At 69.5% G+C, this 25,088-nt stretch carries 27 protein-coding genes; 14 read left to right on the top strand and 13 right to left on the bottom strand.

From position 1 onward, the window contains the following. Positions 1-120: 120 nt before the first annotated feature. Genes JOE67_RS09040 through JOE67_RS09050 form a run of 3 tightly spaced genes read left to right on the top strand, consistent with a single transcriptional unit; the run spans position 121 to position 3,327 of the window. Entirely contained in the window at positions 121-1,440 is a 1,320-nt protein-coding gene (locus JOE67_RS09040) for a betaine/proline/choline family ABC transporter ATP-binding protein (RefSeq protein ID WP_204975267.1), read from the top strand. Continuing rightward, positions 1,440-2,366, top strand: a complete 927-nt coding sequence (locus JOE67_RS09045; protein WP_204975270.1) for an ABC transporter permease — start codon at positions 1,440-1,442, stop codon at positions 2,364-2,366. The genes JOE67_RS09040 and JOE67_RS09045 overlap by 1 nt, the downstream gene beginning before the upstream one ends. A gap of 49 nt (positions 2,367-2,415) precedes the next feature. Then, positions 2,416-3,327, top strand: a complete 912-nt coding sequence (locus tag JOE67_RS09050) for a glycine betaine ABC transporter substrate-binding protein (RefSeq protein WP_204976810.1) — start codon at positions 2,416-2,418, stop codon at positions 3,325-3,327. Between the two features lie 63 nt (positions 3,328-3,390). Here JOE67_RS09050 and JOE67_RS09055 read toward each other — a convergent pair whose 3' ends face one another. Both JOE67_RS09055 and JOE67_RS09060 read right to left on the bottom strand, forming a co-directional pair. Continuing rightward, positions 3,391-3,819 (bottom strand): rhodanese-like domain-containing protein, encoded by a 429-nt coding sequence (locus JOE67_RS09055; RefSeq protein ID WP_338041546.1) that lies wholly within the window; start codon positions 3,817-3,819, stop codon positions 3,391-3,393. Then, positions 3,812-4,534: a helix-turn-helix transcriptional regulator gene (locus tag JOE67_RS09060; RefSeq protein WP_204975271.1), complete on the bottom strand. Its 723-nt coding sequence runs from the start codon at positions 4,532-4,534 to the stop codon at positions 3,812-3,814. Before JOE67_RS09060 ends, JOE67_RS09055 begins: the two co-directional genes overlap by 8 nt. Before the next feature lie 148 nt (positions 4,535-4,682). On the opposite strand from JOE67_RS09060, the gene JOE67_RS09065 reads away from it, so the two are divergent. Further along, positions 4,683-6,032: an MFS transporter gene (locus JOE67_RS09065; RefSeq protein ID WP_204975272.1), complete on the top strand. Its 1,350-nt coding sequence runs from the start codon at positions 4,683-4,685 to the stop codon at positions 6,030-6,032. 126 nt (positions 6,033-6,158) lie between these two features. Here the strand turns inward: JOE67_RS09065 and JOE67_RS09070 are convergent, their stop codons facing one another. Beyond that, the gene (locus JOE67_RS09070; protein WP_204975273.1) at positions 6,159-6,761 is read right to left on the bottom strand and encodes a bifunctional 4-hydroxy-2-oxoglutarate aldolase/2-dehydro-3-deoxy-phosphogluconate aldolase; all 603 of its coding nucleotides are present in this window, start codon (positions 6,759-6,761) and stop codon (positions 6,159-6,161) included. 13 nt (positions 6,762-6,774) lie between these two features. Continuing rightward, positions 6,775-7,707, bottom strand: a complete 933-nt coding sequence (locus JOE67_RS09075; RefSeq protein ID WP_204975274.1) for a sugar kinase — start codon at positions 7,705-7,707, stop codon at positions 6,775-6,777. Positions 7,708-7,783: 76 nt separating this feature from the next. Between JOE67_RS09075 and JOE67_RS09080 the strand changes: the two genes are divergently transcribed. From JOE67_RS09080 to JOE67_RS09100, 5 genes are all read left to right on the top strand, one after another. Further along, positions 7,784-9,028: an alanine racemase gene (locus tag JOE67_RS09080; RefSeq protein ID WP_204975275.1), complete on the top strand. Its 1,245-nt coding sequence runs from the start codon at positions 7,784-7,786 to the stop codon at positions 9,026-9,028. Between the two features lie 11 nt (positions 9,029-9,039). After that, positions 9,040-10,650 (top strand): N-acyl-D-amino-acid deacylase family protein, encoded by a 1,611-nt coding sequence (locus JOE67_RS09085; protein WP_204975276.1) that lies wholly within the window; start codon positions 9,040-9,042, stop codon positions 10,648-10,650. Continuing rightward, entirely contained in the window at positions 10,650-11,381 is a 732-nt protein-coding gene (locus JOE67_RS09090) for an IclR family transcriptional regulator (protein ID WP_204975277.1), read from the top strand. Before JOE67_RS09085 ends, JOE67_RS09090 begins: the two co-directional genes overlap by 1 nt. A gap of 29 nt (positions 11,382-11,410) precedes the next feature. Then, a complete protein-coding gene (locus JOE67_RS09095; protein ID WP_204975278.1) occupies positions 11,411-11,794 on the top strand; it encodes a RidA family protein in 384 nt (127 codons plus the stop codon). Positions 11,795-11,917: 123 nt separating this feature from the next. After that, positions 11,918-13,378 (top strand): lipase maturation factor family protein, encoded by a 1,461-nt coding sequence (locus JOE67_RS09100; RefSeq protein ID WP_204975279.1) that lies wholly within the window; start codon positions 11,918-11,920, stop codon positions 13,376-13,378. A gap of 121 nt (positions 13,379-13,499) precedes the next feature. Here JOE67_RS09100 and JOE67_RS09105 read toward each other — a convergent pair whose 3' ends face one another. The 3 genes from JOE67_RS09105 to JOE67_RS09115 form a co-directional block, all read right to left on the bottom strand. Beyond that, a complete protein-coding gene (locus tag JOE67_RS09105) occupies positions 13,500-14,417 on the bottom strand; it encodes a Gfo/Idh/MocA family protein (protein ID WP_204975280.1) in 918 nt (305 codons plus the stop codon). Positions 14,418-14,589: 172 nt separating this feature from the next. Further along, on the bottom strand, positions 14,590-15,438 hold the full coding sequence (locus JOE67_RS09110; RefSeq protein WP_204975281.1) for an SMP-30/gluconolactonase/LRE family protein: 849 nt from the start codon (positions 15,436-15,438) through the stop codon (positions 14,590-14,592). Continuing rightward, positions 15,435-16,232: a hypothetical protein gene (locus JOE67_RS09115; RefSeq protein WP_239528058.1), complete on the bottom strand. Its 798-nt coding sequence runs from the start codon at positions 16,230-16,232 to the stop codon at positions 15,435-15,437. The genes JOE67_RS09110 and JOE67_RS09115 overlap by 4 nt, the downstream gene beginning before the upstream one ends. Positions 16,233-16,350: 118 nt before the next feature. Here JOE67_RS09115 and JOE67_RS09120 point away from each other — a divergent pair, with 118 nt between their 5' ends. The 3 genes from JOE67_RS09120 to JOE67_RS09130 are packed head-to-tail and all read left to right on the top strand — an operon-like array spanning position 16,351 to position 18,467. After that, a complete protein-coding gene (locus tag JOE67_RS09120; protein WP_204975282.1) occupies positions 16,351-16,509 on the top strand; it encodes a hypothetical protein in 159 nt (52 codons plus the stop codon). A 3-nt stretch (positions 16,510-16,512) separates the two neighbouring features. After that, positions 16,513-18,204, top strand: a complete 1,692-nt coding sequence (locus tag JOE67_RS09125; protein WP_204975283.1) for an FAD-dependent oxidoreductase — start codon at positions 16,513-16,515, stop codon at positions 18,202-18,204. After that, complete coding sequence (locus tag JOE67_RS09130) at positions 18,201-18,467, top strand: metal-sensitive transcriptional regulator (RefSeq protein ID WP_204975284.1); 267 nt, start codon at positions 18,201-18,203, stop codon at positions 18,465-18,467. The genes JOE67_RS09125 and JOE67_RS09130 overlap by 4 nt, the downstream gene beginning before the upstream one ends. A gap of 15 nt (positions 18,468-18,482) precedes the next feature. Here the strand turns inward: JOE67_RS09130 and JOE67_RS09135 are convergent, their stop codons facing one another. The 3 genes from JOE67_RS09135 to JOE67_RS09145 are packed head-to-tail and all read right to left on the bottom strand — an operon-like array spanning position 18,483 to position 21,754. Beyond that, positions 18,483-19,103 carry an NADPH-dependent F420 reductase gene (locus JOE67_RS09135; protein WP_204975285.1) on the bottom strand — a complete coding sequence of 207 codons (621 nt, stop codon included), beginning with the start codon at positions 19,101-19,103 and terminating at the stop codon, positions 18,483-18,485. Continuing rightward, positions 19,100-20,335, bottom strand: a complete 1,236-nt coding sequence (locus tag JOE67_RS09140) for an FAD-dependent monooxygenase (protein ID WP_204975286.1) — start codon at positions 20,333-20,335, stop codon at positions 19,100-19,102. The genes JOE67_RS09135 and JOE67_RS09140 overlap by 4 nt, the downstream gene beginning before the upstream one ends. A 42-nt stretch (positions 20,336-20,377) precedes the next feature. Then, positions 20,378-21,754 (bottom strand): MFS transporter, encoded by a 1,377-nt coding sequence (locus JOE67_RS09145; RefSeq protein WP_204975287.1) that lies wholly within the window; start codon positions 21,752-21,754, stop codon positions 20,378-20,380. A gap of 127 nt (positions 21,755-21,881) precedes the next feature. On the opposite strand from JOE67_RS09145, the gene JOE67_RS09150 reads away from it, so the two are divergent. Beyond that, the gene (locus JOE67_RS09150) at positions 21,882-22,808 is read left to right on the top strand and encodes a LysR family transcriptional regulator (protein WP_204975288.1); all 927 of its coding nucleotides are present in this window, start codon (positions 21,882-21,884) and stop codon (positions 22,806-22,808) included. A 20-nt stretch (positions 22,809-22,828) separates the two neighbouring features. Here the strand turns inward: JOE67_RS09150 and JOE67_RS09155 are convergent, their stop codons facing one another. Further along, the gene (locus JOE67_RS09155) at positions 22,829-23,167 is read right to left on the bottom strand and encodes a TraR/DksA family transcriptional regulator (protein WP_204975289.1); all 339 of its coding nucleotides are present in this window, start codon (positions 23,165-23,167) and stop codon (positions 22,829-22,831) included. A 94-nt stretch (positions 23,168-23,261) separates the two neighbouring features. Here JOE67_RS09155 and gnd point away from each other — a divergent pair, with 94 nt between their 5' ends. Further along, on the top strand, positions 23,262-24,344 hold the full coding sequence (gnd, locus tag JOE67_RS09160) for a phosphogluconate dehydrogenase (NAD(+)-dependent, decarboxylating) (protein ID WP_239528060.1): 1,083 nt from the start codon (positions 23,262-23,264) through the stop codon (positions 24,342-24,344). A 6-nt stretch (positions 24,345-24,350) separates the two neighbouring features. Here the strand turns inward: gnd and JOE67_RS09165 are convergent, their stop codons facing one another. Together JOE67_RS09165 and JOE67_RS09170 are read right to left on the bottom strand one after the other, a co-directional pair. Then, on the bottom strand, positions 24,351-24,788 hold the full coding sequence (locus JOE67_RS09165; protein WP_204975290.1) for a VOC family protein: 438 nt from the start codon (positions 24,786-24,788) through the stop codon (positions 24,351-24,353). A gap of 64 nt (positions 24,789-24,852) precedes the next feature. Further along, positions 24,853-25,050 carry a hypothetical protein gene (locus tag JOE67_RS09170; RefSeq protein ID WP_204975291.1) on the bottom strand — a complete coding sequence of 66 codons (198 nt, stop codon included), beginning with the start codon at positions 25,048-25,050 and terminating at the stop codon, positions 24,853-24,855. Between the last annotated feature and the right edge of the window lie 38 nt (positions 25,051-25,088).

Genomic DNA, 25,088 nt, shown 5'->3' on the forward strand with positions numbered 1-25,088 from the left:
TCCGAAATCCCCGTCTGTGCCGCCAGTACAGCAGTGTCGAAACGGCCTTGAGAACGTCACCCGGGCGTAACCGAAGCGGCCCGCCGAGACCCGAACAAATCGGTGGGCAACGGGGGAAACGTGTCCGAAACCGCTCTTGAAGCGCGCAATATCTACAAGGTCTTCGGTCGGAATCCGCAGCAGGCCGTGAAGCGTCTGAAGGCCGGTGAGACCCGCACCGAGGTGCAGGATGTCGGCACCGCCGCCGTGATCGACGCGAGCTTCACCGTGAACCGCGGTGAGATCTTCGTCATCATGGGCCTGTCTGGTTCTGGCAAGTCGACCATCATCCGCATGCTCAACGGTCTGCACGACGCGACCGCGGGCAGCATCACCATCGGCGGGGACGCGATCACCGGCATCCCGGCCTCGCGTCTGCGCGACATCCGTCGCGACCGCGTCTCGATGGTGTTCCAGCACTTCGCGCTGCTGCCGCACCGCACGGTCGCCGCGAACGTCGCCTACCCGCTCGAGCTGAAGGGCGTGAGCAGGACAGAGCGCCTGCGCAAGGCTGACGAGATCCTCGCCCTGGTGGGCCTCGAAGGCTGGGGCGACAAGCTGCCCAGTGAGCTCTCGGGCGGAATGCAGCAGCGCGTCGGCATCGCCCGCGCCCTCGCGGCCGATACCGACATCCTGCTGATGGACGAGGCGTTCAGCGCTCTCGATCCGCTGATCCGCCGAGAGATGCAGGAGCAGCTGGTCGAGCTGCAGGCGAAGCTGCAGAAGACCATCGTGTTCATCACGCACGATCTCAACGAGGCGATGTTCCTCGGCGACCGCATCGCGGTGATGCGCGACGGGCGCATCGTGCAGATCGGCACGCCGGAAGACATCCTGACCGACCCCGCCAACGACTACGTCGAGCAGTTCGTGCAGGACGTCGACCGCGCCCGCGTGCTCACCGCATCGAACGTCATGGAGCGCCCGCGCCCTGTCGTGGCCGAGTCGGCAGGACCGCGCACGGCGCTGCGCCAGATGCGCGATTCGTACATGTCGGCCACCTATGTGGTGGGCCGCGACCGCAAGCTGGTCGGCATCGTGACCGACCGCGACGCCGTGAAGCTCGTGCGCAGGGGCGAGTCGTCTCTGGCATCCATCCTGAAGCCGGCACCGCAGGTGGTCGACGAGAACGAGGTGCTGATGAACCTGTTCATCCCGTCGGTCGAGTCGCCGCTGCCGCTCGCTGTGACGGATGCCGAGGGGCGCCTCACCGGCGTGATCCCGCGCGTCACCCTGCTCGCGGCGCTCGGCCCCGGGCCCGGCGCGACGGGTGAGCTGACCCTGCCGCTCAATCCGATGCCGCAGGCCGTGATCGACGAGGTGCTCGCCGAGGCGAGCTCGTTCACCGAGGCGGCCGCCGATGACGCGGCCGGTGCTGCCGACACCGAGGAGGTGCGCTGATGGATTTCCGCATTCCGATCGGAAGCTGGGTCGCCGCCTTCGTCGACTGGGTCAAGGACAACCTCGATGGTCTGCTCGACGGCATCGCCTTCGTCTTCGGCTGGCTGGTCAACGGGCTGACGATGGGCCTGCTGTCGGTGCACTTCGTCGCGATCATCGCGATCGCGGCGCTGATCGCGTGGCTGGTGCGCTCGTGGCAGCTCGCGATCGGCACGGCGGTGTCGCTGCTGCTGATCGTCGGCATGGACCTGTGGGTTCCTGCGATGCAGACCATGTCGCTCGTGCTCGTCGCGACCGTCGTGGCCGTGCTGATCGCGGTGCCGCTGGGCATCTGGTCGGCGCGCAACAGCACCGTGCGCGCTCTGCTGAAGCCCGTGCTCGACTTCATGCAGACGATGCCCGCGTTCGTGTACCTGATCCCCGCGATCGTGTTCTTCGGCATCGGCGTGGTGCCGGGCATGGTCGCCACGATCATCTTCGCGCTGCCTCCTGGCGTGCGGCTCACCGAGCTGGGCATCCGCGGCGTCGACAGCGAGACGGTCGAGGCCGGCCAGGCGTTCGGCGCGAAGCCGGGGCAGATCCTGCGCGGCATCCAGCTGCCGCTCGCGATGCCGACCATCATGGCGGGCATCAACCAGGTCATCATGCTGGCCCTGTCGATGGCGGTCATCGCCGGCATGGCCGGCGCCGACGGCCTCGGCAAGATGGTGGTCGAGGCGATCTCGACGATCAACATCGCCAAGGGCGTCGAGGCCGGACTCGGCGTCGTGCTGATCGCGGTCTTCCTCGACCGCGTCACCGCAGCCCTCGGCACCCCTGCCGAGAACCACGCCTCGCTGCTCGGCATCATGGCGCGTCGTCGCGACGCGCAGCGCCGCGCCGCAGCATCCGTCCCGGTTCCGGATGCCGCGCTGCAGCCCGCGTGACCCGCACCCCGCATCACCCGCAATCACACATACGCAACAGGAAGAGAACATCGTGAAGAAGAAGATCACAGCACTTCTGGCCATCGGCGCCATCGGCTCGCTCGCGCTCAGCGGCTGCGCCTCGGGCGGCGCCGGAGGCACGGGCGGAACCGGCGGCGCCGCCGACAGCGGCTCCACGGGCGACAAGGGCACGATCACGCTCGGCTTCCTGCCGTCGTGGACCGATGGCCTCAGCACCGCCTACCTGCTCGAGAACAAGCTCGAGGAGCTCGGCTACGACGTCGAGATGAAGACCCTCACCGACGCAGGTCCTCTCTACACCGGCCTCGCGCAGGGCGATGTCGACATCTACCCGTCGGCCTGGCCCGAACTCACCCACAAGAAGTACATGGACGAGTACGGCGACGACATCGAAGACCTCGGCACCTACTACGAGAACGCGAAGCTGACCATCGCGGTGCCCGAGTACTCCGAGTTGACGTCGATCGAAGACCTGAAGGGCAAGGGCGCCGACTACGACGGCAAGATCATCGGCATCGAGCCCGGGGCGGGCCTGACCGAGCAGACCACCAAGATGCTCGAGGAGACCGGGCTGAACAGCGAGTACGAGCTGGTCACCTCGTCGACCGCCGCCATGCTCACCGAGCTGAAGAAGGCGACGGATGCGAAGGAAGACGTCGTCGTGACCCTGTGGCGTCCGTTCTGGGCCAACGACGCGTTCCCCGTGAAGGACCTCGAAGACCCGAACGGCCTGATGGGCGAGGCCGAGGGTCTGCACTTCCTCGGCACGAAGGGCTTCGCCGACGAGTTCCCCGAGGCTGCCGAGCTCATCGAGAGCATCCAGCTCGACGACGAGCAGTACGGTGCGCTCGAAGACCTGGTCGTCAACGAGTACGGCGAGGGCAAGGAGCGCGAGGCTGTCGAGGCCTGGCTGAAGGAGTACCCCGACGTGATCAAGTGATCTGATCGCCTGCTGAGGCCCCTGCTCCGGATGCTCGGTGCAGGGGCCTCAGTGCATCCGCGGTCAGTGCGTGTCGGCAGTGACGAGGGGGTCCGTGTCGTGGCGGGACGTGACGCCGTCCTTCTCGATGGGGAAGCCATTGCGCACCCAGTACTCGTACCCGCCCAGCAGTTCGCGGGTGTCGAGCCCGGCCGCGAGCAGCTCGCGCGCGGTGGCGGTGGCGCCGTTGCAGCCGGGCCCCCATCCGTACACGATGAGCGTGCGGTGGCGCGGCAGCTCGGCGATCAGAGCATCCATCGTCGCCTTCGGCAGGTGCAGGGCGCCGGCGATGTGGCCGTGATCCCATGACTCCTGCCGCCGGGTGTCGACGAGCACCGCCTCGCCGGCGTCGACGGCCGCGGCTGCTGCGACGACGTCGATCTCGAAGGCCAGACGCGTGTCGACGTGCGCGAGGCGGGCGGCGATCGATGCAGGCTCCGCGTTCTCAGCCACGGGTGCGGGTCTCGTCGAGGTACGAGTAGGCCGTGACGCGCGAGATGTTCAGCCGCTTGGCGATCGTCTGGATCGACTTGCGCATCTGGGTGACGCCGCGCTGGTCGAGCTTCTCGAGCACGGCGATCTTGTCGTCTCGCGTCATCTGCGCGACGGGGCGGCCGATCTCGCCGATCGCTTCGGCGATCATCTGGTCCATCACCGAGCCCATGTCGGTGCCGAAGTGCTCCTGGGGTGCGTCGGGAGCGGTGTTCGCCACCGGCAGCAGTGCCTCGAGCATGTTGCGTGCCTGCTGCAGCGGGCTGAGGTCGACGTTGATGCAGAACGAGGCGATGATGTCGCCGGCTGCGTTGTGGAAGTACACCGACGAGCAGCGCAGCTCGCGTCCGTCGCTGGTGACCGCGCGGTAGCCGAAAGCGTCGTGGTTCTTCTGGCGGTCTTTCATGACGTCGATGCCCAGCGAGGTCGACGGCCCGCCCACGGCGCGACCCGTGACGTGGCCGTTCTCGATCGCCATGATGGTGTGCCCGAGGTCGACGTCCGCACCGTCGAGGTTGTGCAGCACCACCTCGACCGAAGGCCCGGCGGCGGTCGCCAGGGCGCGCATCACGGGGCGGTACAGCCGCAGCACCTCTTCGGCGCTCTCGTACGTCTGTCGCGCGGCGTCTTCTGCCAGAGCCGTCGCTGCTTCACTTATCGCCGTCTGTGTCGTCATCGTCCACCTACAAACTGTTCAGCTTTACAAAAAATATTCAATCTAGACATTCTGTCTCTACTTCGGTTATCTTAGCGTCCACAGCACTTCCCGTCGAGGGTGACGAACCCGGACGGATCTCCACCCCCCACTGAGCAAGGAGGCTCCCATGGCCACAGTCGCATCGAGCGGCTTGACGCCGAAGCAGCGGAAGACCGTCGCCGGCGGCGCGATCGGCACGCTGATCGAGTACTACGACTACTACCTGTACGGTCTGGCCTCGGCCGCCGTCTTCCCGGCCGTCTTCTTCTCGACCGAAGACCCCGTGATCGCGCAGCTGTCGTCGTTCGCGACGTTCGCCGTCGGGTTCTTCCTGCGTCCGGTCGGCGGCATCGTCTGGGGCATCATCGGCGACCGCGTCGGCCGCAAGGTCGTGCTGATGAGCACCGTGGTCGGCATGGGGCTCGCCACGACGGGCATCGGCCTCATCCCCTCCGATCAGGCCATCGGCATCGCCGCTCCGCTGCTGCTGCTCTTCTTCCGCCTCTGCCAAGGCTTCTTCGTCGGCGGCGAGATGGGCGGTGCCGCGACGATGGTCGTCGAGGCCGCGCCGATCGGCAAGAAGGGCCTGTACGGCGCCTTCCTGATCAGCGGTGCCGGCGTCGCCAACGTCGTCTCGGGTGGTCTGATGGCAGGCCTCGGCCTGACCCCCGGCTCGTGGTTCATCGAGTGGGGATGGCGCATCCCGTTCGTGTTCTCGATGGTGCTCGCGATCGCCGCGGTGATCCTGCGTCGCCACCTCGAGGAGTCAGAGGAGTTCACGACCACCACCACGCTGCTCATCTCGGCGACCGGCAAGAAGCACAACCCCCTCGTCGAGGCGTTCCGTCACCCGAAGAACACGATCCTCGGCATCCTGATCGGCCTCCCCCAGTCGATCGCCGGCTACGTGATCCTCACCTACGGCCTCAGCTTCATGGTCTCGAACAAGAACCTGCCGGCCTGGATGGGCTTCGCGGGCACGATGATCGTCGGCCTGCTGCAGATCGTCGTCGCCCCGCTGTGGGGCCACATCTCCGACCGGATCGGTCGTCGCACGGTCTACGTCATCGGATGCCTCGGCTTCGCCGCCATGGTCTACCCGGCGTTCGCGCTGTTCAGCACCGGCAACATGTGGCTGATCTGGCTCGGTCAGATCGTCGGCTTCGTGGTCTTCGGCGTCGCCATGCAGGCCACACTTGCGACCATGCTCGCCGAGATGTTCGACCCCGAGGCGCGCACCACGGGCGTCAACATCGGGTACCAGATCTCGAACACCCTCGGCGGCGGCCTCGCGCCGATCATCTGCGTCGCCCTCGTGGCGGCAGCGGGCGGGGCGTTCTGGCCCGTCGTGGTCTACGCCGCGGTGATCGCGGTCGTGGGCGTGATCGCCACGATGATGGCATCCATCCGTCCCGACGTCGAGGGCGCCGGTCGCCTGCACGAGCTCGCCGTGGCGCCCCGGGTGTCGGCCGACTGACCTGCTGGTGCGCCGAGTGCACGTTGAAACGCCGAGTGCACCGCCTGTTCACGCGAACAGGCGGTGCACTCGGCGGCATGCGGTGCTCTCGGCGCCGCGTCCGTCTGACGCGGCGCCGCACGGGCCTCAGGCGAGCAGCTGGGCGAGCGCGGGCAGCTGGCTCTCGTCTTCGAGCGCCGAGCCGACGGCCACCACGCGCACGCCGGCGTCGAGGTACGACCGGGCGTTGCCCGAGTCCATTCCGCCCGTGGCGACGAAGTGCGCCTGCGGGAACGGCCCGCGCATGGCGGGGAACCATCCGGTGCCGAGCAGTGACGCGGGGAACGCCTTCAGCCAGGTCAGGCCCTCGCCGAGTGCGTGCTGCACCTCGGTCGCCGTCGAGACGCCGGGCAGCGGCGGAAGTCCGGCCTCGTGCGAGGCCCGCACGACGTCGACGTCGAAACCGGGGCTGACGGTGAACGCCGCACCGGCGTCAGCAGCCTGTCGCACGTGCTCGAGCGAGACGACGGTGCCGGCGCCGACGGTCAGCCCGCGTTCGCGCGCAGCCTGGGCGACAACGCGCAGCGCCTCGACATCGGTCGGCGTCTGCACGGGGACCTCGACGGCGGTGATGCCGAGATCCCAGGCGCGGGTCGCGGTGGCGAGCGTGCGCTCTACCCCCATGCCGCGCAGGATCGCCATCAGGGGCACGTCGCGGAAGATGTCTTCGAAGACGGAGTTCTCGGTCATGTTCGATCGCCTTTCAGGCTCGGTCGGGGGTTTCGTCGTGGGGAGGATCGGGCAGCAGGTCGCCGGTGGACTGCAGCACGAGGTGCGCGCGCCGGTGGCCGGCATGAAGTCGGTCGTCGGCCTCGGCGCCGTTCAGGTGCGCCGCGAGGTAGCCGGCCGCGAAGGCGTCGCCGGCTCCGACCGCCTCGACGACCTCGGTCGTGATCGCGGGGGCGAAGGTGCGCATGTCGGTGTCGCCTCGTCGCTCGTACTCGATGGCTCCCACGTCGCCGTCCTTGACGATGAGCAGCGCGGGCTCGGGCAGCAGAGCGCGCACCGCGTCGGCATCTGCGGTGCCCCACAGCCCATCGGCCTCGTCGAGGCCCACGAAGACGAGATCGGCCCGGCGGGCGAGGTCGAGCAGAGCGGGCGCGGCGGCACCCGGCTGCCACAGCGCCGCTCGGTGGTTGACGTCGAAGCTCAGGATGCCGTCGCCCGCCGCCACGCGGTCTATGACCGAGTCGATGAGCGCGGCGCAGCTGCGCGAGAGCGCCGGCGTGATGCCCGAGATGTGCACGAGGTCGGCCCGCTCGAGCGGAACGTCGGCGATCGACTCGGGAGTCATCGCCGAGGCCGCGGAACCGCGGCGGTAGTACAGCACGCCCTTGCCGGGGTCTTTGAAGTAGACGCCAGTGGGGGCCTTCGGATCGCTCGTCACCCAGCCGACGTCGACGCCGTGCGAGGCGACCTCGCCGCGCACGCGCACGCCCAGCGCATCGTCGCCGACGGCGCTGACCCAGGCGGTCGGGATGCCGAGCTGCGCCGCGTGGATCGCGACGTTCGACTCGGCGCCGCCGATCAGCAGCCGCACCTCCTGCGTGGTGGCGAGGGGCTCGGGGCGAGCGGGAGCGATGAGAGCCATCGTCTCGCCGATCGCGATCAGGCGTGGTGCGGAGGTGTCGGGCATGGTTACCATGATGAGGCGGCGTGTGCACACACTGCAATGCACGTTGCAATATACGCACAACGAGGAGAAGACCCACATGAGCGATGAGCTGCTGACGGCGCGCGACAAGGGCATCCCGGATCGGGCGATCGGCATGACGGCATCCGCCTTCCTCGCCACCGAGCCTCGACTCGACGAGTTCTGGACCCCGCTGATCGTGCTCGACGATGCCGCGATGCGCGCCAACGTCGCCACGATGGCCGACTGGTGCACCGCGAACGGCCTCGAGATCATGCCGCACGGCAAGACCACCATGGCGCCCGAGCTGTGGCAGCGTCAGCTCGATGCCGGCGCCCTCGGCATCACCCTCGCGACAATGGGGCAGGTGCGCACCGGCCGCGACCTCGGGCTCGACTCGATCATGCTCGCCAACGCGGCCGTCGATGCACGTTCGCTCGCATGGCTCGCCGGCGAGCTCGCCGACCCCGGCTTCCGCTTCGTGTGCTGGGCCGACTCGCTCGCCACCGTCGACGCGATGGAGCGGGGCCTGCGAGCCGCGGGCGTGCCCAGGCCGGTCGACGTGTGCGTCGAGCTCGGCGCCGCGGGCGGACGCACCGGTGCTCGCTCGATCGCCGAGGCCGTGCAGATCGCCGAGCGCCTCGCCGCGTCGGACGTGCTGCGGCTGGCAGGCGTCTCGGGGTACGAGGGCAGCCTCGCGCACGACCGCTCCGCCGCCGGACTCGACGGGGTCCGCGCCTACCTCGAGGCGCAGCTCGAGCTGCACCGCGCGATCACCCCGCTGTACGACGACGGCGAGCTCTACGTGACCGCAGGCGGCAGCGCCTACTTCGAGATCGTCGCCGACGTGTGGTCGGGTGCCGAGCGCGACGGCCGCACCCGCTTCACCCTGCGCTCGGGCGCGTACATCGTGCACGACGACGGGTTCTACCGCAGCATCTCGCCGTTCGACGAGGGTGGCACCGGTGCCGGTCCGCACTTCGTCAACGCGATGCACGGCGTCGCCAGGGTCGTCTCCCGGCCCGAGGCCGGTCTGGCGCTGGTTGATGCCGGAAAGCGCGACCTGCCGTATGACGAGGGCCTGCCGATCCCGCGCGCCGCGGCCCCCGATCTGGCCGGACCATGGCATCCGGTCGACGCGACCGTGTCGGCGATGAACGACCAGCACTCCTACGTGCGGCCCGCAGATCCCCTCGCGGTGGGCGAGGTCGTGCGCTTCGGTCTGTCGCACCCGTGCACCGCCTTCGACAAGTGGCGCGTGATGCCTGTGGTCGACTCGATCGAGTCGGGCGTGGTCATCGACCTGATCCGCACCTGGTTCTGAGGGGAAGCAGCATGTCCGGTCGCACAGTCCTGCGCGGTGGCTCCGTGGTGGCATCCGGCGACGTCGTCGCAGCGGATGTCGCTATAGAAGGCGACCTCATCGTCGCCGTCGGCGACGTCGACAGCCGGCCGGACGATCGCGTCATCGACGCGACCGGCCGCCTCGTTCTGCCCGGATTCATCGACGCGCACTCGCACGCCGACGGCATGCTGCGCGACCCCGACGTCACCAGGGCGCTGCTGCGGCAGGGCGTCACGACGATCATCGGCGGGCAGGACGGCGTCTCGTACGCACCAGGCGACGGCGCCTACGCCAGCGGGTACTTCGCGGCGATCAACGGGCCCCACCCGACCTACTCCGGCGGCGGCATCGCCGAGCTGCTGGATGCCGTCGACGGCGCCTCGGCGCTGAACGCGGGCTACCTGGTGCCCGCAGGCACCGTGCGCTTCGAGGTGTGCGGGCGCAGCAGCGCGGTCGCGACCGACGCCGAACGGCGGCGCATGGTCGCCCTCGTCGAGCAGGGGATGGCCGACGGCGCGCTGGGCCTGTCGACCGGGCTCGATTACGTGCCCGGCATCTTCCAGGACGCTGAGGAGATCGCCGCGCTCTGCACCCCGGTCGCACGCGCCGGCGGCGTGTACGTCAGCCACATGCGCGGCGGGTACGAGGCGAACACCGCGGCCGGCATCGCCGAGATGGTCGACATCTCGCGACGCGCCGCAGCGGATGCCGGTGCCGCCCTGCCCGTGCACGTCTCGCACCTGCACGCCGACGCCGACATCGTGCTCGAGCAGCTCGACGCGTTCGCGGCAGCCGGAGTCGAAGCCACCTTCGACGCGTACCCGTACATCCGCGGCTGCACCCTGCTGGGCATGCCGCTGCTGCCGCCCGAGATCTCGGCGCTGCCGGTCGACGAGGTCGTCGCCCTGCTCGGCGACCCGCTCGGACGCGAGGCCCTGCGCGACACGTGCGTGCAGCGCGCCTCGAACAGCCCGAGCCTCGGCCCTGACTGGCCCGACATGATCACGCTCGCCCACATCGCGGCATCCGACTTCGCCTGGGCGCACGGCCTCACCCTGCGCGAGGCCGCCGCGCGCGCAGGTGCCGACCCGATGCACTTCGCGCTCGATCTGCTCGCGGCCTCGCGCATGGAGAGCAGCGCCGTCATGGCCGTGCGGAACCCCCGACCCGCCACCGAGCTCGCCCGCATCTTCGCGCACCCGGGTCACATCGGCGGCTCCGACGGCATCTGGGTCGGCGCGCACCCGCATCCGCGGGCGGCCGGCTCGTTCGCGCGGTACCTGCGCGAGTTCGTGCGCGAGCTCGGCACGTGGACGTGGGCGGATGCCGTGCATCACCTCTCTGCTCAGCCGGCGCGTCGCTTCGGTCTCGGTCGCCGTGGAGTGATCGAGGAGGGCGCGATCGCCGACGTGCTGCTCGTCGACCCCGAGACCGTCGCCGACGGCGCCACCTACGAGCAGCCCCGCACCCTCGCCACCGGCATCGACGACGTCTTCGTCGCCGGGGTGCAGGTGCTCGCCGGCGGAGAGCCGACCGGGGCGCTTCCCGGCCGCGGCCTGCGTCACGAGCCACGCCGCGACGTGAGTCGAGGGGATGCCTGATGTCGCAGAGCGTCACCCGGGCCGCCGGCATCCTCAGCGCCCTCGCCGCCGAGACCGCGACGGTGAACGAGCTGGCCGAGAAGTTCGGCATACACCGCTCGACCATGTTCCGCGAGCTGCAGAGCCTCGAGCAGGTCGGCTTCGTGCGCAGGCAGAGCGACGGGCGCTACGCGGTCGGCATGCAGCTCGCCGTTCTGGGCGGCGCGGCCCTCGAGCAGCTCGACCTGCGCGGCGCGGCCTTCGCGCACGTGCGCCGGCTGCACCGGATCGTCGGCAACACCCTGCACGTCGGCGCGCTGATCGGCGATGAGATCGTCTACGTCGACAAGGTCGAAGACGCCGCGGGCGTGCGCATGTACTCCCGTGTCGGTGCATCCGTGCTGCCCTACTGCAGCGGCATCGGCAAGGCGATCCTGGCCGAGCTGCCCGTGGATCGCCGTGATGCCGTGCTGGCCGGCAGCGACTGGCATCCGCACACAGCTAATACGCTGACCACCCGCGCCGCCCTCGACGCCGACCTCGCCCTCACCGCCCGCCGCGGATGGGCGTTCGACGACGCCGAGTTCGAGGACTTCGTCGGCTGCGTCGCCGTGCCGATCGTCACGTCCGCCGGCGTCGTGGGGGCCCTGTCGCTCACGGCGCTGCGCGTCGCCCAGAACCGCGCGCAGCTCGAGCAGCGCGTGCCCATGCTGCGCGAGACCGCAGCCGAGATCTCCCACCAGCTGGGATGAACAGAACCGAGAAAGAAGGAGAAGAGAAGATGCCCAAGATCGGTTTCTACGCCGAAGGCGCCCCCACCCCCGCAGGCCCGTACAGCCACGGAGTGGTCGCGAACGGCTTCCTGTACACCGCCGGCTTCGGCCCGCAGGACGCGGCGAACGACCACGCGATCGCCGACAACGTGGGCGACCAGACCCGCCAGGTGCTGCGCAACATCCAGCTGGTGCTCGCCGAGCACGGCCTGACCATGGACGACGTGGTCAAGTCGACCGTGCACCTGCAGGACCTCGCCGACTTCGCCGAGTTCAACGCGGCGTACGAGGAGTTCTTCACGGCTCCGTTCCCCGTGCGCACCACCGTGGGCTCACAGCTCGCGAACATCCTCGTCGAGATCGACGTGGTCGCCGCGCTGCCGCAGGGCTGACCCGCCCCCCGGCGTTCGAATCGCTCATCTGGCAGCTCTGCCCGCAGGTACGCGGCCGGATGAGCGATTCGAACGCTGTCAATACCCCTCCATCGGGCTGGGCGCCGTCGTAGCCTGTGGAGCATGGACGGATTCGCCGCCGTCGAGTTCGGCTTCGCCCGCGAGGTTCTGCAGAGGGGCATCGCGGCGCTCTACCTGGTCGCGTTCCTGTCGACGCTGAACCAGTTCCGTCCCCTGCTCGGCGAACGAGGGCTGCTGCCAGCGCCTGAGCTGCTGGACTGGGTCGCCGGATCGAAGAGCAGGCGACGGATGCTGCGCCCCACCGTCTTCGCGAGAATCCGCTACACGGACCGCCGACTCGTCGTCCTCTGCTGGGCTGGCATGGTTATCGCAGGGCTGCTGGCGATCGGCATCCCTCAGCTGGCGCCGCCCTGGGTGCCGATGATCTGCTTCCTGCTGCTGTGGGGCGGCTACATGTCGATCACGAGCATCGGGCAGACGTTCTACTCGTTCGGCTGGGAGATGCTGCTGCTCGAGGCGGGGTTCCTTGCGGCGTTCCTCGGCTCGGCGGATCAGCCGCCGCCCACCGTCGTGATCGTGCTGTTCTGGTGGCTGGTGTTCCGCCTCGAATTCGGTGCGGGCATGATCAAGCTCCGCGGCGGGCGTGAATGGCGCGACCTCACCGCACTCATGTACCACCATGAGACGCAGCCGATGCCGGGGCCGCTGAGCCGGCAGGCCCACCTGCTGCCGAAGTGGTTCCACCGCGGTGAGGTGATCGGCAGTCACTTCGCGCAGCTGGCGGTGCCGTTCTTCCTGTTCGCGCCCCTCGGCGCGCTCTGGCTGCCCGACGGGCCGTGGCTGCTGATCGGCGCGATCGCTGGGGCGATCATCATCCTCACTCAGCTGTGGCTGGTGCTGACCGGCAACTTCGCGTGGCTGAACTGGGCGACGATCGTCATCGCGTTCTCGGCGATCGGGCTCCCTGCGGGCGCGGAGGGCAGGCAGGAGCCGGGCATCCCGCTCTCCTGGATCGTCGTGACCTCGGCCATCGGCATCCTGTATCTGGTGCTCAGCTGGCCCGCCCTGCGCAACCTCTTCGCGAGCCGGCAGCTGATGAACGCCAGCTTCAACCGCTGGCAGCTCGCGAACGCGTACGGCGCCTTCGGCACCGTGACGAAGCAGCGCATCGAGTACGTCGTCGAGGGCACGACCGACGCCGATCCCGATGCCGCTGACTGGCGCGAGTACGAGTTCAAGGGCAAGCCCACCGATGTGCGGCGGATCCCGCGGCAGTTCGCGCCGTACCAGCTGCGCCTCGACTGGCTGATGTGGTTCCTGCCGCTGGGGCGGTCGCTCGACGACTGGTTCACGATGCTCCTCGTCCGCCTGCTCGAGGCCGACGCCCCGACGCTCCGGATGCTGCACCGCGACCCCTTCGACGGCGAGCAGCCCGCATGGGTGCGCGTCATCTCGTACCGCTACCGCTTCGCGACCCGCGCCGAGCACCGCGAGTCGGGCGTCGTCTGGGTGCGTGACCGACGGCACGTGCTCGTGCGCCCGCTGGGCCTTTCTGGTTCCTGAACGAGCCGAGCCGCGTGGTGGTGCGCCTGCTCGGTCGTTCCCGCCCCTGCTGAGCGCCCCCGCCCCTGCTCAGTGACGTGAATGAGCAGGGGCGGCGGCGATGAGCGGGGGCGAGGAGCAGTCAGAACGTGACGGGGCGCTTTCCCGCGAGGGATGCATAGGCGGCATCCACCAGAGCCACCGCGGCGAGCCCGTCGTCGGCGGTGACCCGCGCCTCGCCGTCGGTGCGGATCGCCTCGGCGAAGTCGGCGAGCTGGGCACGGTATGGCTCGGCGCCGATGGGGTCGACGTCGGTGTCGTAGCGGAGGATGCCATCGGCGCCGGCCACCTCGACCGTCGACCGGAACGGCGTGCCTGGCTCGAGCCAGTCGGCGCGCAGGTGACTGATCGCGCCGTTCGCGTGCGTGAGCGTCGCGTGCGCCGACACCGGGGGCGCGACCCGGCCCCCGACCGCGGGCGGATCCTGCGTGGCCGACACCTCGACGACCGAACCAGCCAGCCACAGCGCCTGGTCGATGTCGTGGATCATCAGGTCGCGGATGAGTCCGCCGCCGGCGTCTTCGGCGTAGAACCAGGCAGAGTCGGGGGCCGCGACCGTACGCCGGAACGTCAGCTCGGTGAGCGTGCCGACCGTGCCGATGCTCTCTTTCAGCGTGCGGTAGCCCTCGAAGTACCGCACGACGTGCGCGGGGAAGAGCCTGACCCCCGCCTCGTCGGCGGCGTCGATGAGCGCCCGCGCGTCGGCGGTGCTGACCGCGAGCGGCTTCTCGCACACGACGTGCCGGCCGCGGGCGAAGGCCGCCCGCGCGATGTCGAGGTGGGTCGAGGTCGGGCTGATGATGTCGACGACGTCGACCGCGTCGATCAGCTCGTCGAGTTCGCCAATGATCCGGATGCCGAACCGGTCGGCCAGCACATCGGCATCCGTCCTCCGCAGGATCGCGACCTCGGCGCCCAGGGCCAGCCAGCCCTCGATGTGCGGCGGCGCGATGCCTCCGGCTCCGACGATCCCGACGCGCAGCGTGTGCGAGTTCTCCATGTGCCCGAGCCTACGGCGCCCCTCTCTCCGCCGAAACCTGCACGTTCCGCCGTCGCGGGAAACGCGGCCGGGCGCTGCGTGCACGTATCGGGGGAACGCGAGGGCGCGAACCGCGAAGGCACAGGGCGCGGCGCGGGGCCCAGGGCCCAGGGCGCAGGCCCCGGCGCCAGGGTCAGCCGGCGAAGGGCAGGGTGGGCAGGCCGCGCACACCGAGGTCGACCGCGAAGAGCGAGCCGGCCTCAGTGCCGTGGTCGGGGTCGAGGCCCTGCGCCGACGTGGTGATGAACAGGGTGCCCAACCCGGTGCCGCCGAATGTGCAGGCGCTCACCTGGGGCACGGGCAGCTCGATCCGCTCGATCAGCGCCCCCGATGCGTCGTATGCCTGCACGGCCGACCCGCCCCACAGCGCCACCCACACGTTGCCGTCGTGGTCGATGCAGAGCCCGTCGGGCGCGCCGATCTCGGAGGGGATCGTGACGAGGGGGCGCCGGCCGACGAGCTCGCCGTCGGATACGTCGAACACGTCGACCCGGCCGGTCGCGGTGTCGGCGTAGTAGGCCTGCGATCCCTCAGACGTGAAGCCGATGCCGTTCGAGACCGTCACCTCTGGCAGCACGGTGCTGATCGACAGGTCGGCATCGATCCGTCGCAGCGAGCCGCGACCGGCGGCGGAGTCGTATGCCATCGAGCCCGCGAGCAGCCGGCCGTCGGGGTCGCAGCATCCGTCGTTCATCCGCACACCGGGGTCGTCGCCCAGCCGTGCCACGGCACGGGTCTCGCCGTCTGCCTCGTCGGCGAGGTAGAGCGTGCGGGCGCCGGCGGCGACGAAACCGCCCGTGCGGCGCGGGCGCACGAAGGCGACGAACTCGTCGTCGACGTGCTGCCTGACGACACCGTCGTCGCGCAGCGTGAGCAGGTCGCCGGCAGCGGCATCCACCCACCGCAGCCCGCCCCACGCCGCCGCCCAGACCGGGCCCTCGGCATGACCGGCGATCGGGCCGGTGACGTTGTGCACCCTCATTGCTCTTCCCGGGGAAGGCGCATCGGCTCCGGCTCAGGCCCGACTTCGGATGCCGGTGCCGAGCCGATCTGTCCAGCGACCTTCTTCTCGAGCACGTCGACGGCCTCGTCGGAGATGAGGATGAGCCCGTCGAGCTCTTCGCGTACGCGCTTATAGGCGAGGTTGCGCTCGGCCTGGGTGGCGGCGTCGTCGAGGGCGACGGTGAGCAGGTGTCGCGCGCGGTCGAGGCGCTTGCGCTCGACTTCGCTGAAGTTCGCGTCGCGCAGCCGGCGCGCATCGCGCTCGGCGACGTCGAACGCCACCGAGTAGCTGCCAACGGCGTCGAGGTATTCGGCGATCTCGGCTTCGGTCAGCTGCGCATCTGCCGATGCGGGGCGCAGGGTGTCTGCGATCTTCTTGGCGCGCAGGAAGGCGGCGGTCAGCGGCTGGCGTCCGTCGCTCATGGCGGGGAAGGCGATGAGCTTGGCCACATCGAGCTCGTACTCGAGCCAGCGTGCGGTGATCTCGTCGTGCTCGGCGAACAGCTTCTCGAGCAGCTGGCGGGTCGAGGCGCGCTCGTCGGCCGCGACCTGTCGCGCGGTCTGCCTGGCCGGCAGAGGGGTGCCGCCGCGGGCGGCGAGCTGAGCGGCCTTGATCTCGCCCTTCAGGCGCAGCGTCTCGAGCCGGCGCTCGTGGCGCCGCTTCGATGCGCGCTCCCACGACTTGCCGATGCCGCCGGCGACGCCCATGAGCGGGAAGACCAGCCACCAGTAGCTGCCCGCGAAGACCCAGAAGCCGTGCATGAACTGTTCCATGATGCCCTCAGCCTACTTCTGCGTCTCGTCCGCCACGGGGCGGATCCAGGCGGTTCACAGATACCCCCGGGGGTATCGCATAGGCTGGGCGGGTACCCAAGACGACGAGGAGAACATCGTGTGCCGAGCAGTGACCTGCCGCCAGTGCGGAAAGACGACGTGGAGCGGCTGCGGTCAGCACGTCGACAGCGTGATGGCCGGCGTGCCCTCGAGCGACCGGTGCCGCGGTCACGAGAGCACCCCCGGCTTCTTCGCCCGGCTGTTCGGCAAGGGCTGACCCGTGCGCGTCATCATCATCGGCGGTGTCGCCGGTGGCATGTCGGCGGCGACCAGGCTGCGGCGGCTCGACGAGCACGCCGAGATCATCGTCGTCGAGCAGGGCGACCATGTCAGCTTCGCGAACTGCGGACTGCCGTACTACGTCGGCGGCGTGATCACCGACCGAGAATCGCTGCTGCTGCAGACGCCCGCCTCGCTGCGGGCGCGGTTCGCCCTCGACGTGCGCACGGGCGCCGAGGCGGTGGCGATCGACCGCGATGCCCGAATCGTCAGCATCCGCGACGTGACCACCGGCGCGATCGTCGACGAGCCCTATGACCACGTCGTTCTCGCGACGGGCGCCGCGCCGCGCGAGGCGTTCGAGCAGACCGCCGGGGCGCCCGTCGTCTCGACCCTGCGCACGATCGACGACGTCGATCGCATCACCCTCGCGCTCGCCGACCTGCCGTCCGCAGGCCGCGCGGTCGTCGTGGGCGGCGGCTTCATCGGCCTCGAGGCGGTCGAGAATCTCGTGCGCCGTGGACTCGAGGTCACTCTCGTGCAGCACGGCATGCACCCGCTCAGCCCCCTCGACGTCGAGATGGCCGCCCTCGTCGTCGACGAGCTGCGCGAGCACGGCGTCGACCTGCGGCTGCGCACCTCGGTCGAGTCGATGGATGCCGACGGCGTGCACCTCGATGACGGCAGCACCGTCGCGGCCGACATCGTCATCGATGCGCGGGGCGTTCGTCCTGCGGCATCCATCGCCGTCGCCGCAGGACTCGCCATCGGCCCGACCGGCGGCACCGCGGTCGATGCCCTGCAGCGCACGAGCGACCCGCGCATCTTCGCCGTCGGCGACGGTGTTGAGAAGATTGACGCCGTGTCTGCTGGGCCGGCGCTCGTCACCATGGCCGGTCTCGCGAACCGTCACGGCCGCACGGCCGCAGACGCGATCGCCGCCGACGCCGGCCTGCTCGACGGCCATCCGGCCGACGCACTGCCCGCGCTCGGCACGGCGATCGTCGGGGTCTTCGATCTCGCCGTCGCGATGACGGGGTGGAGCGAGAAGCGGCTTCGGGATGCCGGTCGCGCCCATCGCGTGATCCACGCCCATCCCGCCGATCACGCGGACTATTACCCGGGTGCCGAGCGGCTGAGGATGAAGCTGCTCGTCGACCCCGAGACCGACCTCGTCCTCGGCGCGCAGGTGATCGGGCGCCGCGGGGTCGACAAGCGCATCGACGTGATCGCCACCGCGATGCAGGCGGGGCTCACCGCCTCGCAGCTGAGCCGGCTCGAGCTCGCCTATGCGCCGCAGTTCGGGTCGGCGAAAGACCCGGTGAACATGCTCGGCTACATCGCCGACAACGCGGCGACGGGCCTCACCGACGGCATCCAGTGGCACGAGCTCTCTGCCGCGGTGGCCGACGGGGCGACCCTCGTCGACGTGCGCAGTGCGGGCGAGTATGAGGCAGGGGCCATCCCCGGCAGCGTGAACATCTCGGTCGACGAACTGCGCGACAATCTCGACCGGCTGCCCGCAGGCGAGCTGATCGTGCACTGCCAGGTCGGGCAGCGAGGGCACACCGCCGTGCGCCTGCTGCGCCAGCACGGACGCGAGGCCCGCAACCTCGACGGCGGGTATCTGACGTGGGCTGCAGGCATCCGGATGCTCGCCGCCGACCGCTCTTTCGAGAAGGAGTCCGCATGAGCGCCGCACCCGATGACGAGATCCGCAAGGTCGTGAACCGGCTCAAGCGCGCCCGCGGTCAGCTGAGCGCGGTGATCGACGCGATGGAGACCGATGCCGACTGCCGTGACGTCGTGATCCAGCTCGCGGCCGTCGGCAAGGCCATCGATCGCGCGGGCTTCGCGGTGATCAGCACGGCGCTGAAGCACTGCATCGCCGACGACGCCGACGAGGGCGCGCCGAGTCTCGATGAGCTCGAGAAGCTGTTCCTCACGCTCGCGTGATCGCCGGGGCGGGGTTCACGCCAGCAGCGTGAACCCCGACTCGTATCGCGTCTTGCCGAGCGCGGCCATGATGATCTGCAGGAACCCCATGGCCTCGAGCTCGCGGGCGCGGGTCAGCGGTCCGGCATCCACCGCCCGCATCCCGGCCCCCTCGATCAGCTGGGCGACGGCGATCTTCGCCTCTGCGTAGTCTCCGGCGTACAGCACGGTCGTGGTGGTGGTGCCGTTCGTGCCGGTGGTGAGCGTCTCGCCGAGGTTGACGTTGAACGCCTTCACCACGGCCGATCCCTCGGGCAGCATCTTCGCGAGCTCGGCCGCTGTCGACGAGTCGGCGGGTGAGCGCAGCCGGTCATAGGTCGAGAAGTCGATCGGGTTGCTGATGTCGATCACCACCTTGCGGCTGAGCTGGTCGCGGTAGTGCTGCAGGATGCCGGGGTACGCGCCGTACGGAACCGCGAGCACGACGAGGTCGCCGGTGAGCTCGTCGCCCATGACGCCGTAGTCGTAGCCGTCGCGTGCGGCCGACGGGCTCGTCGCGCTGCGCTTGATGATCTGAACCGCGGCTCCCGCCCTGGTGGCCACTTCGGCGATGGCCGCGCCCATCTTGCCGCTGCCGATGATGCTGATCGAGGTCATGCGACCTTGTCCTTCCTGAATCGGGTGAGCGCCTCTTCGGCGACCTTCTGCGCGTCGTAGTCGAACACCGCGCTGCGGCGGAAATCGCGGCCGACGCGGATGTCGGCGTCGCGCTTGTCGAGGTTCTCGAACTCGTACTGCGCGTCGAACATCGCCCCCGCGCGGCGAGATCCGTGCTGCAGGATGGCGGTGCGCTGCATGCGCACTGCCGTGTAGCGACGGAACGCCTCGGGGATGTCGGCCACCGTCTGCGCTGCGGCGAGGAACGTGGCCAGCGCCATGCTGTCTTCTATGGCCTGGTTCACGCCCTGTCCCTGGTGCGGCAGCATCGTGTGCGCGGCGTCGCCCAGCAGCGCGATCGGGCCGCGCGACCAGTTGGTGAGCGGCTCGTGGTCGAACAGGCCCCACCAGAACGTCTTCTCGATCGAGCTGATGAACCGCTGCAGTCGCGGGTCCCACCCGTCGCCGGCGAACTCGGCAGCGAGCTCGCCGACCTCGGCCGAGCCTGACCACGGGCCGTTCAGCGGCCGGTCGCTTGGTACGCCGGCGACGAAGTTGAACAGCCTGCGCTGCTGCAGGGGATAGCACATGAAGTGCCTGCTGTCGCCCATCCATACCTGGCTGATCATCGGCCAGTCCTCGGGCAGCCGCGACGCATCGACCACACCTCGGTACACGATGTACCCCGAGTAGACCGGCTCGGGATGCTGCCCTACGGCCCTTCTGACGACGGAGTGGATGCCGTCGGCGCCGATGATCGCGTCGAACTCCTCGCTCGCGCCGTTCTCGAACTCGACGCGCACAGCATCCGGTCCGTCGGTCGAGGGCACCGTCTCGACCGCCGTCAGGCGGTGGCCGAGACGGATGCTCTCGGGGTCGATCTCGCGCGCGAGGATGTCGATGAGGTCGGGGCGGTACATGCCGATGTTGCGGTACTGCTTCGCGGAGTCCTCCCACGCGGCATCCGTGACCATCTCGCCCATCGCGTTCAGATACACGCCATGGCCGTCGGGTACGGCACCCGCGTCGCGCACGCTCTCATAGACGCCGAGGCGGTCGAGAACGCGGGCGGCGTTCGGCGCGACGGTGACGCCCGCGCCGACCTCGCCGAGGCGGCCGGCCTGCTCGAACACCGTGACCTGAATTCCGGCGATGCGCGTGAGGGCGATGGCGGCCGTGAGGCCGCCCATCCCTCCGCCGATGATCGCGATCCTGGTGCTGTGGGGTGCCATGCGGGTCTCTCCTTGTGCTCAGTCGGTCTGCGTGGGGCGCTGTCAGCGCACTCCGGCCAGGTCGGCGGTGTTCTTCGGCTCGAAGACGGTCGCTCCGGTCGCCTGCTCGGCCGCGTTGCCTGAGCCGAGGTCGATGCCGCTGCGGTCGCGCAGGCACAGGGTCGCGCCGGCGCCAAGCAGAGTGGCGAAGAGCAGATACGACGACACGGCGACGGTGGTGCCGGTGGCATCGAGCAGCATCTGCGCGATCATCGGGGCGAACGCGCCGCCCAGCACCGCGCCGAGAGCGTAGGTGATCGAGACGCCGGAGAAGCGGATGGATGCGGGGAAGATCTCGGCGTACCAGGCCGCCAGCGGGCCGTAGGTGAGGCCCAGACCGGTCGAGATCAGCAGCAGGGCGGTGTAGAGGCCCACCAGACCGCCGGCGTCGACGAGCCAGAAGACGGGGAACACCACGGCGGCCTGCAGCGCGAAGCCGATGAGGAAGGTGCTGCGGCGGCCGATCACGTCGGACAGGTAGCCGGCGAACAGCGTCGAGAAGAACCAGACGGCGGCGGCGAAGACCGCGGCGACGAGCACGTCGGTGCGAGCGAGATCCTGCACGCTGATCGCATAGTTGTTGAGGAAGCCGCCGGTGGTCATGTAGCCGAGGGTGCCGTTGCCGACGAAGACGAAGGCGGCGAGCAGTACCAGCTGCCAGTGGCGGCGGAACAGGGTGATGATCGGCAGGCTGGCCTGCTTGCCCCGTTCGGCGATCTCGGCGAAGACCGGGCTCTCGTCGACCGACCGGCGCATCACGAAGCCGACGACGATCAGCACGATGCTGAGCAGGAACGGCACGCGCCAGCCCCACTCGAGGTAGGCGGCGCCGGGCGAGACGACACCGGTCATCAGCGCGGTCACGCCCGAGGCGAGCATGAAGCCGAGAGGGACACCGAGCTGCGGCCACGATCCCGCGCGGCCGCGGTGGTTCGCGGGCGCGTGCTCGACGGCCATCAGCACCGCGCCGCCCCATTCGCCGCCGGCCGAGAGGCCCTGCAGGATGCGCAGGATCAGCAGCATGATCGGGGCGGCGATGCCGACCTGCGCGTAGGTCGGCAGCACGCCGATCAGCGTGGTGGCGCCGCCCATGAGCACCAGAGTCGCGACGAGCATCGCGCGACGGCCGATGACGTCACCGTAGTGGCCGGCGAGGAAGGCGCCGAGCGGACGGAAGAGGAACGAGATGCCCACGGTCGCGAACGAGAACAGCAGGCCGAGGCCCTTGCCGGCGGGTTCGAAGAAGAGCTGGGCGAAGACGAGCGCTGCGCTCGTCGCGTAGATGAAGAAGTCGTACCACTCGATCGTGGTGCCGACGATGGTGGCGAAGGCGATCCGGCGCTGTGATGCCGGAGTGCCCGTGGCGGGTGAGGAGGTCATCGAATTTCCTGACGTCGTTGTCTGCCCTCGATGACGAGGGTCGGGAAGGGTTTTGCCCATGCTCCCGCGGTTGCCACTGCGTGTAAATCACAGTTATTCAAGGAACTAATTCGGCTAGACTGAAGATATGGTCGACGTCAGCCTGCGGCAGCTCGAACTCTTCGCCGCTCTGCCCAACTTCCCGACTCTCAGCGCGGCGGCCGCCGACCTGCACATCTCCGAGTCGGCGCTGTCGCAGGCGATCACGGGCCTCGAGAAGGCCGTCGGCGAGCAGCTCTGCGTGCGGCGCAAGGCCCGGGGGCTGACACTGACACCGGCCGGTGTGCAGTTCGCCAAGCGAGCGAGGCAGATCGTCGCAGACACGAATGAGCTCGTGCTGGCCGCCGGCGACGGCGACGAGCTGCGGGGGCCGGTGAAACTCGGATGCTATGACAGCTTCGCCACGAGTGTCGTGCCCGAGCTGCTCGAGGGGTTCCCCAAGCGGCACCCGGGTGTGCACATCGAGATCATGGTCGGCACCAACGAGGAGCTGCTGTCGGCGCTCGAGGCGGGCAGGCTCGACGTCGCGCTGGTCTACAACGTGTCGCTGCCGCTCGGCTACAGCCGCCGCAAGATCTACGCGACCGAGCTCGAGGCGTACCTGCACCCCGATCACCCGCTGGCCTCTGCCGAGTCGGTCGACCTCGCCGACCTCGCGGATGAGCCGTTCATCCAGTACGACGCGACTCCCGGTGTCCGCAACGTGACCGACGCGTTCACGGCCCGCGGTCTCTCGCCGCGGGTCGAGGCCCGAGTGGCGCAGATCGGCCTCGTCGAGGCCCTCGTCGGTCGTGGGCTCGGCTACGGGCTTCTGATGTCGCGGCCGAACACCCTGCCGGTGAGCGTCGAGGGGCTGCCTGTGGTCATCCGGCCGTTCGACCCGCCGGTCACCGTCTCGCACGTCGTGGGGATCTGGCCGGAGGACATGCAGCTCACGCCTCGCGCGTCAGCCCTTCTCGACTTCGCCATCGAGAGGCTGGGCGGCTACGGCCGGGCCGACGTGAGCGCGCCGTAGCGGCGGCGTCCGCCCCGCACTCACTTCTTCTCGGCGCACGGCACACAGAGCCGGGCGAAGGGGCGCACCTCCAGCCGGCCTTCCGGGATCGGCCTTCCGCAGCTCGCGCAGATGCCGTAGTCACCGGCATCCCACCGTGACAGCGCATCGTCATACTGCCGCACCTCGTCTGCCGCCGCGTCGGCCAGGGCCGACAGACGCGACCACTCCGACGACAGCGTGACGCCCTCTGGGTCGTGCTCGTCGTCATCGTTCGACCCCTGGCGGTCGTGCACGAGATCGGCGAGGGCGGATGCCGCATGCTCGGCGCGCGCGACGGCATCGGCTCTCTGCTCGGCGAGCACGTCACGACTGATCATCCCGACACCCTAGTGCTCGACGGGTGAGGGGGCACGGGGGTTGCCAGGCCCTCCGAGGGTGCGTGACGATGGAGACGCCGAATCGACGGGAGACATGATGCAGCTGGGAATGATCGGACTCGGACGAATGGGCGCCAACATCGTGCGCCGTCTGATGCGCGACGGGCACGAATGCGTCGGCTACGACGTGAATCAGGAGGCGGTCGAGGCGATCGCCGCCGACGGGGCGGTCGGCGCGACCGACCTGCAGGACTTCGTCTCGAAGCTGCAGACTCCCCGCGTGATCTGGCTGATGGTGCCCGCGGGCCTCACCGGCAGGATCGTCGACCAGGTCGCCGATCTGCTCGACGAGGGCGACATCATCATCGACGGCGGAAACTCGAACTATCGCGACGACGTGCGCCGCGCGGCGGCGATGCGCGAGCGGGGCATCGAGTACGTCGATGCCGGAACGAGCGGCGGCGTGTTCGGACTCGAGCGCGGGTACTGCCTCATGGTCGGCGGATCGGATGCCGCCGTGCAGCACATCGAGCCTCTGCTGAAGACCATCGCTCCGGGCGTCGGCGAGATCGAGCGCACCCCCGGTCGCACCGGCGAACTGGCTCCGGAGGAGCAGGGGTACCTGCACTGCGGCCCTGCCGGTGCCGGCCATTTCGTGAAGATGGTGCACAACGGCATCGAGTACGGCATCATGGCCGCGATCGCCGAGGGGCTCAACCTGCTCGAGAACGCCGATGCCGGCGTGCGCGAGGCCGAGCATTCGGCCGAGGTCGCGCCTCTCGAAGAGCCGGAGTTCTACCAGTTCCCGATCGACACCTCGAAGGTCACCGAGCTGTGGCGCCGCGGATCGGTGATCTCGTCGTGGCTGCTCGACCTGACCGCGACGGCGCTCAATGAGAACCCGACCCTCGACGGCCTCGCCGGCCGCGTCTCGGATTCGGGCGAGGGCCGCTGGACGGTCAAGGCCGCGGTCGATGTGGGCGTGCCCGTTCCCGTGCTCGCCGCGTCGCTGTTCGAGCGGTTCGCGTCGCGCGATGAAGACAAGTTCGCCAATCAGGTGCTGTCGGCGATGCGCCTGCAGTTCGGCGGGCACAAGGAGCTGCCGGCCGGTGACGTTCTCGAGGCCGGCGGTCGCAAGTCCGAGTCGAGCGACCGGGGCCAGTCCGACACCGCCTGACGGATCTCACCTGCCGGTGAGGTCTTCGGCGAGCATGACGAGGATGCCGCTCGGCCCGCGCAGGTAGGTGAGCCGGTAGATGCCCTGGTAGTCGGCGACGCCGCGCAGCGGATGGCATCCATGCTGCGCGGCGATCGCCAGCGCCTGGTCGAGATCGTCGACCTGGAACGCGACCCGGTGCATCCCGATCTCGTTCGGCAGCGTCGGAGCCGTCTCGATCGCGTCTGGATGCACGTACTCGAACAGCTCGATCCGGCCGCCGCCATCGGGCGTCTGCAGCATGGCGATCTTCGCGTGATTGCCGTCGAGCCCGACGGCCGTGTCGGCCCAGTCGCCGCTGACCTCGTCTCGGCCGACGACCGCGAGGCCGAGCGCGGTGAAGAACGACACGGCCGCGTCGAGGTCGCGCACGGCGATGCCGACGTTCTCGAAGCGGATGGTCATGCCCGGGATGCTACTCCCCGGCGCCGCGACGGGTCAGTGGATGCTCATCATCGGCGATGACCGCTCAGAGGTCGTCGCCGTCGCCTTCCTCTTCGGCGAGGTGCTCGCGCACGGCCTCGTCGTCGACCTGCGCCGGCGGCGTGCTCTGAAGGTAGGCGCGGTCGTCGTTGGGGTCGCCGGTGCCGTCGTCCAGGCCGTTCACGAGCAGCTCCTGCTCGTCGTTCTGGTTCTGGTCGTCGCTCTGGGGTGTGCTGTCGCTCATCGCTGACTCCTTCGGTCGGTGTGCATCCACCCTCGACG

It is taken from the genome of Microbacterium esteraromaticum, from assembly GCF_016907315.1.
Lineage (GTDB): Bacteria > Actinomycetota > Actinomycetes > Actinomycetales > Microbacteriaceae > Microbacterium > Microbacterium esteraromaticum.